Raw genomic sequence first — 718 nt, 5'->3', positions numbered from 1 at the left:
GCGACCGGCCGGGCGGGGCCCTCCACGCGAGGCCGGCGTCGGTCCGCCGTCGCGGGATCGTCGAACTCCAACTCCCGCTGGCGTTGCTCCGAGAATTGCACGCCGACCTCTACGCGCAGGGCGGCTGGGCCGGTGTGATCGCCGACATCATGCGTCAATACGACGAGGTGACCGAGAAGGTTTGCATTCCCGGCGACGAAACCGCTGAGGAGTTCTCCCTGCCTGGCGACGACGACGGTCGCGGTGGTGACGGTGGCGACGGTCTCGGTGGTGGCGCGGATATCGCCGATCCGGGTTTCGAAGGCCGCGCCATCGCGGACCTCGGCGCCGGCCAGTCTGCTGAGGCCGGCTCTGGCGGCCCTGCGGCCGACCACAGGCAGGATCCGGTCACCGGCCGCGACACGACTGCCGGGGATGAGCGGCGGCGGTTCCCCACAGCCGGGTTGCGGCGACGGGTCGAGATCCGCGACAGGGTCTGCTCCCATCCCGGGTGTCGTGCACCGGCCGCCCGGTCGGAGATGGACCACACCCACCAGTACGCCCACGGCGGCCCCACCACCGAGCAGAACCTCGCTGCCGCGTGCGCGCACGACCACGACCTGCGTGACAACGGTTGGCAGGTCGTACAGACCAGCCCCGGGCATGTGACCTGGATCAGCCGGACCGGCCACGAGTATCCCGTGCAGCCGCCGCCGATCATCGAACCCATGCCCGAGCC

The 718-nt window shown here is 71.0% G+C and carries 1 protein-coding gene; it reads left to right on the top strand.

The window, feature by feature from the left end; translation table 11 throughout:
- Positions 1–95 precede the first annotated feature (95 nt).
- On the top strand, positions 96–718 hold a 623-nt coding region (locus IMZ11_RS43010), incomplete at its 3' end, for an HNH endonuclease signature motif containing protein (protein WP_228649386.1).

The organism is Microtetraspora sp. AC03309 (assembly GCF_020826795.1).
GTDB lineage: Bacteria > Actinomycetota > Actinomycetes > Streptosporangiales > Streptosporangiaceae > Microtetraspora > Microtetraspora glauca.
Note: the sequence above shows the minus strand (reverse complement) of the source record. Positions and strands in the feature narration are given on the sequence as shown.